This is a genomic window from Kitasatospora sp. NPDC057542 (assembly GCF_042801945.1).
Lineage (GTDB): Bacteria > Actinomycetota > Actinomycetes > Streptomycetales > Streptomycetaceae > Kitasatospora.
In genome coordinates this window covers 1-5139 of the sequence record NZ_JBHVFE010000567.1, presented here as the reverse complement: position 1 = coordinate 5139, position 5139 = coordinate 1, and the positions used below count along the sequence as shown (strand labels likewise).

At 73.4% G+C, this 5139-nt stretch carries 5 protein-coding genes; 2 read left to right on the top strand and 3 right to left on the bottom strand.

Annotation, left to right across the window (positions count from 1 at the left end):
• Positions 1-47 precede the first annotated feature (47 nt).
• Together ACFU7Y_RS39715 and ACFU7Y_RS39710 are read right to left on the bottom strand one after the other, a co-directional pair.
• Positions 48-1073 (bottom strand): hypothetical protein, encoded by a 1026-nt coding sequence (locus tag ACFU7Y_RS39715; protein ID WP_380771278.1) that lies wholly within the window; start codon positions 1071-1073, stop codon positions 48-50.
• The gene (locus ACFU7Y_RS39710; RefSeq protein WP_224285473.1) at positions 1070-1582 is read right to left on the bottom strand and encodes a SigE family RNA polymerase sigma factor; all 513 of its coding nucleotides are present in this window, start codon (positions 1580-1582) and stop codon (positions 1070-1072) included. The genes ACFU7Y_RS39715 and ACFU7Y_RS39710 overlap by 4 nt, the downstream gene beginning before the upstream one ends.
• Positions 1583-1690: 108 nt before the next feature.
• On the opposite strand from ACFU7Y_RS39710, the gene ACFU7Y_RS39705 reads away from it, so the two are divergent.
• Positions 1691-2344, top strand: coding sequence for a hypothetical protein (locus tag ACFU7Y_RS39705; RefSeq protein ID WP_224285474.1), 654 nt, complete (start codon positions 1691-1693; stop codon positions 2342-2344).
• 29 nt (positions 2345-2373) lie between these two features.
• Here ACFU7Y_RS39705 and ACFU7Y_RS39700 read toward each other — a convergent pair whose 3' ends face one another.
• Complete coding sequence (locus tag ACFU7Y_RS39700) at positions 2374-3438, bottom strand: RDD family protein (protein ID WP_380771277.1); 1065 nt, start codon at positions 3436-3438, stop codon at positions 2374-2376.
• Positions 3439-3730: 292 nt separating this feature from the next.
• On the opposite strand from ACFU7Y_RS39700, the gene ACFU7Y_RS39695 reads away from it, so the two are divergent.
• Complete coding sequence (locus tag ACFU7Y_RS39695) at positions 3731-4735, top strand: stage II sporulation protein M (RefSeq protein WP_224285047.1); 1005 nt, start codon at positions 3731-3733, stop codon at positions 4733-4735.
• Positions 4736-5139: the final 404 nt, after the last annotated feature.

Genomic DNA, 5139 nt, shown 5'->3' with positions numbered 1-5139 from the left:
GCGCCCTCCCCTCCGGGGGCGCCGGCCGTCGGCGTCCGCGGGGCGCGTCAGCGGGTCCAGGACCTCTCGTCCGCGCCGAGCACGCCGAACTGCTTGAGCAGACCGGCGAGCCCGCCCACCGCCTGGACCGACGGGATCCCCGCCGCGGTGCCGTTGGCGCAGAGCCGGACGCCCTTCTCGACCCGGCACACCGGGGTGCCGCCGTTCGGCCGGCCGTCCGCGAACACCCCGAAGCCGTCCGGCTGGATCGTGACGCTCAGCCATTTGCCTTCGACGGTGTACGACAGGATGGCGCTCCACGGCGGCTCGGAGTCCTTGGTGGGCCGGTGGATCTCGGCGTTCCGCAGCCTGAGGTCGGCGGGCACGCCGGCCGGCCGCACCGGGAACGGGACGTCCCGGCTGCCGAACTCGACGCCGGCCGCGACCCGGAGCAGGTCGTCCTGGATCTTCGCCCCGTACCAGACGGTGGCGCGCAGTTCGGCCCAGCGGCCGGAGGCGGTCATCCAGCGCAGGCCGGTGGTGGTCCCCGACTCGTCGGTGACCAGCCAGCGGGCCTCCCGGCCGGCGACCGCGGGCGCGGTGGCGGTGTGCGTACCGGGGGCGGGGGACTCGCCGGGGTCGCGCAGCAGTTCGAGCTTCAGGTCGGGGACCGCATTGAGGACGGCCGTCGTGGTGGCCGCGGTGACGACGGACCGGCCGTCGCTGTTCGCGTAGCCGACGGCCGGACGGGCCAGCCACTCCGGCAGCCAGCCGAAGCGGGCCTCGGTGCTCAGTGGACCGGTGGCGGCCGTCGGCGCCGGCGTGGCGGTCGGGGACGGCGCGAGCGAGGACGGGGCGGTGGGCGCGGGGCGGGCCGGTACGGGCGGTCCGCCGGACGGGCGCAGCAGCAGTACGCCCGCCAGGACGGCGGCGGTCGACCCGGCCACCACGCCGATCAGGGCCTGCCGGCGGCGGCGCAGCCGGCCTCGCCCGCGGGCGATCACCGCCGAGGTGTCGAGTGCGGCGGGCGGCGCAGGGGCCTCGGCGAGGGCGCTCAGCCGGGCGGTCAGATCACGCTGCTCGTGCGACCTCATGACGTCCTCTCGGCGGTGGTGGGGCGGGTGGCGAGCGTCGTCCGGAGGGTGGCGAGAGCCCGTGAGGTCTGGCTCTTCACGTTGCCCGAAGAACAGCTCATCGCGTCGGCGGTCTGATCGACCGTGAGGTCGCAGTAGTACCGGAGCACCACGGTGGCCCGCTGCTTGGGCGGCAGCGCGGCCAGCGCCTCGCGCAGGTCGAGCCGGGCGTCGAGGTCGGCTGCCACCGCCGCGACGTCCACCGGCGCCGCCGTCCGCGAGGTCCGCCGCCACCAGGGCGAGCGCTGCTCGGCGAGGAAGGTGTTGACCAGCACCCTGCGGGCGTAGCCGTCCAGGTTCTCGACCCGGCCGGCCCGTGACCAGTTCACGTACAGCTTGGTCGCGCACTCCTGCACCAGGTCGTCGGCCCGGTGCCAGTCCCCGCACAGCAGATAGGCGACCTTGCGCAGCCAGCCGCTCCGGGAGGCCACGTACTCCGTGAACTCCACGTCGCGCGTCTGCTTCGCCATCCGCACCCCCTCTCGTCGTGGCGGCGACGCCTTGCCGCGCCGTCCGCCGCTCTAATGCGGGCACCGGTCGGAAGGTTGCATGGGGAGTGCGCACGTAGGCTTTCCGGCATGCCCAACGGCCGGTACTCGCTCCACACAGCCACGACTCCCTTTGGCCACGACCACGTCCTGCTCGGTGAGGAGCGCTTCAGCTGCGCCCCCGGGGCGGCCGGGTGGCGGTACGTCTCCAAGACCTACGCGCCGGACGGCCGGGTGCTCGGCAGCACCGACCTCACGCTGGACTCGCGCGCCCGGCCGCTGCGGATGGAGCTGCGGGCCGGCGGCTGGCAGGTGCGCGGCGGGGCGGTGGACGGGGTGGCCTGGGTCCGTACCGACGCGGCCGACCCGGGCGGCGAGCACGCGGCCGAGGGCCACGACCGGGCGCACGCCTTCACCGGCCGCTCGCCCGGCTTCCTGGTCGCCACCGCCCGGCTGCTGCGGCTGCGGGAGGGGGCGAGCGCGCGGGTGCGGCTGGTGGCCTTCACCGAGCCGGTGCTGGCGCCGCGCACCCTCGACCAGGGGTGGCTGCTGGAGGGCGTCGACACGCACCCGACGGATTCCGGGCCGCTGCTGGTCGAGCGCTACCAGGTGGCGGACCTGGAGACGGGGGAGCAGCAGGTCGTGCACCTGGCCGGGGACGTGGTGCTGGCGGCGGAGGGGATCGAGCTGGAGGAGCTGGAGTCGCCGCCGAACGCCTGGCGGGTGGGGGCGGAGGAGGAGTAGCGGGCCCCGTACGGCCGTGGCGGCCCGCCTCAGGCGGGCGGGGCGAAGCCGGTGTCGGCCGCGGGCTTGTCGGCGGGGGACTTGGCGAGGGACGGAGCCGCCGGGGCGGCGGGTGCAGTGGGTGCGGCCGGTGCGGCGGGCTGCACGGGCACCGGCGGTGCGGCGGGTGCGCCGGCCGGCGCCGCGGGCTGTGCCGGCAGACCGAGGACCCGGACGGGCCGTCCGTCGGCCGGGCCCGCCGGCGCCGCAGGGAGCGGACCGGAGGCCGGACGGGGAGCGGGCACCTGGGCGGGGGCCGGCTGGGCAGGTACCGGCCCGGCCGTCCGCAGCTGCTCCTGGGCCCGCATCCACTCCCGCCGCTGGCGCTCGGTGAGCACCGCGCCCAGGTACGCCGACGGGTGCAGCCCCGGCGCGATCGGGTGGCCGATCAGGGCGGACAGGTCCTCGGCCAGCCGGGAGGACATCCGGTGCATCACCGCCGGGTCCAACTGGCCGATCCGGCCCAGAACCTGGCGGATGGCCAGCCAGAGCGGCTCCGGCACGGCGGACAGGTCCATCGCGACCAGCTCGTGGCCCATCGCCTGCAACAGGTGCGGGTGCACCGGCGGCAGCGGGGAGGCGGAGCCGCCCGCCCCCGGGGTGCGCTCGCGGACGACCACCGTCCCGGCGAAGATGTCGCCGAGCCGCTTGCCCTCCGAGTGCACCGCCGAGGTGATCACGGCCGGGGCACCGGTCAGCACGATCATCTCGAAGAAGCCGACCAGCCCGCGTACCAGCGAGTGCCGGAACCGCACCGGCCCGCCGTCGGTGCGCACCACCCGCAGGCCGAGCGCGGCCTTGCCGAGCGAGCGGCCGCGGGTGAGGGTCTCGACCATCACGGGCACGGCCACCAGGAAGAACACCGTCAGGCCGATCGTCGTGGCGGCCAGCGCCGCGTTGTCGATGCTGATCAGGGCGAGGCTCAGCAGCAGCGTGAACACCAGCAGGGCGGCGAACTCCACCAGCAGGTCGATCACGATCGCCAGTGCCCTGCTCGGAAGCTTCGCCGTCTGGAGGCCGAGAACGACCGCCTCACCCGTCACCAGGTCGCTCAAGACACCTGTCCGTTCACGTTCTTGGAGCCCGTACGGCTCGCCCATGAAGATTCGCTCCTGGGAGCGCGACAGTGCCGGGGGAGGGAATCACCCCGGATCGGCTCCCCGTGACCCGCTCTCCGCAGTCTGATCCGCAGCCGCAAACATACGGGGCCCGGTGGGCGCACGGGAAGTGAGATCCCGACGGCCGCGGTGGCGGCCGCTGCTGGCATGCTGGGCCGCACGTGTCCACCCGGACCCGCCCGCCCGCGCATGCACGTCCGCGCCCGCCGCCGATCATGGAGCCGCCGAAATGGACCTGGACGTCTTCGTCGCCACCCACCAGGGGGAGTGGGCCCGGCTGGACGCCCTCGCCCGCCGGCGCCGGCTCAACGGAGAGGAGGCCGACGAGCTGGTCACGCTCTACCAGCGCGCCACCGGCCACCTCGCCAAGGTCCAGGCCGCCGCGCCGGACCCGGCCCTGGTGAGCCGGCTGACCGGACTGGTCTCCCGTGCCCGCAGCGCGGTGACCGGCGCCCGGACCAACGGCTGGCAGGACGTCGCCCGCTACTACACGGTGAGTTTCCCGGCCGCGCTCTACCGCGCGCGCCGCTGGTGGGTACCGGTGGCGATCGTCTCGATGGCGGCCACCGCACTGCTCGCGTGGTGGATGGCCACCCACCCCGAGGTCCGCAACAGCCTGGTCGCGCCCGAGCACCTCCAGGAGCTGACCCGCCCCGGGGGCCAGTACGAGGCCTACTACTCGGACCGGCCGGCCAGCTCCTTCGCGGCCCAGGTCTGGACGAACAACGCCTGGATCGCCGTGCAGTGCCTGCTGTTCGGGATCGCGCTGGGCATTCCGGTGCTCTACGTGATGTGGACCAACGTGGTCAACCTCGGCATCGGCGTCGGACTGATGGCCTCAGCCGGGCGCCTCGACGTCTTCCTCGGCCTGCTCATTCCGCATGGCCTGCTGGAGCTGACCGCGGTCTTCGTGGCAGGCGGTCTCGGTCTGCGCCTCGGCTGGACCGTCATCGACCCCGGCCCGCGCACCCGCTCGGTGGCACTGGCGGAACAGGGCCGAGCGATCATCGGAATGTCGATCGGCCTGGCGACGGTACTGGCGGTCTCCGGTGTCCTCGAAGCCTTCGTGACCCCGTCCGGCCTGCCGACCTGGGCCCGTATCTCCGTCGGCGTGCTGGCCGAGGTGGCCTTCCTCCTCTACGCCCTGGTGCTGGGCCGGAGGGCCGCCGAGGACGGAGAGTCCGGCGACCTGGATGCGGCCGACCGGGCGGACCTCCAGCCCGTCGCAGCCTGAGCCGGCGTGATCAACAGGTGTCTGACCTGCTACTCTTCTACCCGTCCTGGCCAAACCATTGACGTGGTGAGGGTGGGCTAGTAGGTTTGAACGGTTGGGACTGACTGGACAACGGTCGGACCCGGGCGTTAGTGTCTACGACACCGCCGAATCGAGGCGAGCGCATTTCACGAATGTGCGCCCTCCGACGAAGCAAATCCCGCGGACTGAACACCCCGAAGCCTTTGATAGGCTCCTGGACGAAGTTCGCAGGAAATCCCGCCAGTGGGAATCGGATGAATGAAACTCCGGAAAACGGAGCGGAAAACGTCTGATAAGCTGGAAACACGAAAGAACGAAGCCCGGAGGGCCCGCTGGAAGGCGGTCCGAAGGAAGCGTCCGTTCCTTGAGAACTCAACAGCGTG

Coding starts and splice junctions, on each gene's coding strand:
- ACFU7Y_RS39715 (WP_380771278.1), bottom strand. CDS start 1,073: ATGAGGTCGCACGAGCAGCGTGATCTGACCGCCCGGCTGAGCGCCCTC.
- ACFU7Y_RS39710 (WP_224285473.1), bottom strand. CDS start 1,582: ATGGCGAAGCAGACGCGCGACGTGGAGTTCACGGAGTACGTGGCCTCC.
- ACFU7Y_RS39705 (WP_224285474.1), top strand. CDS start 1,691: ATGCCCAACGGCCGGTACTCGCTCCACACAGCCACGACTCCCTTTGGC.
- ACFU7Y_RS39695 (WP_224285047.1), top strand. CDS start 3,731: ATGGACCTGGACGTCTTCGTCGCCACCCACCAGGGGGAGTGGGCCCGG.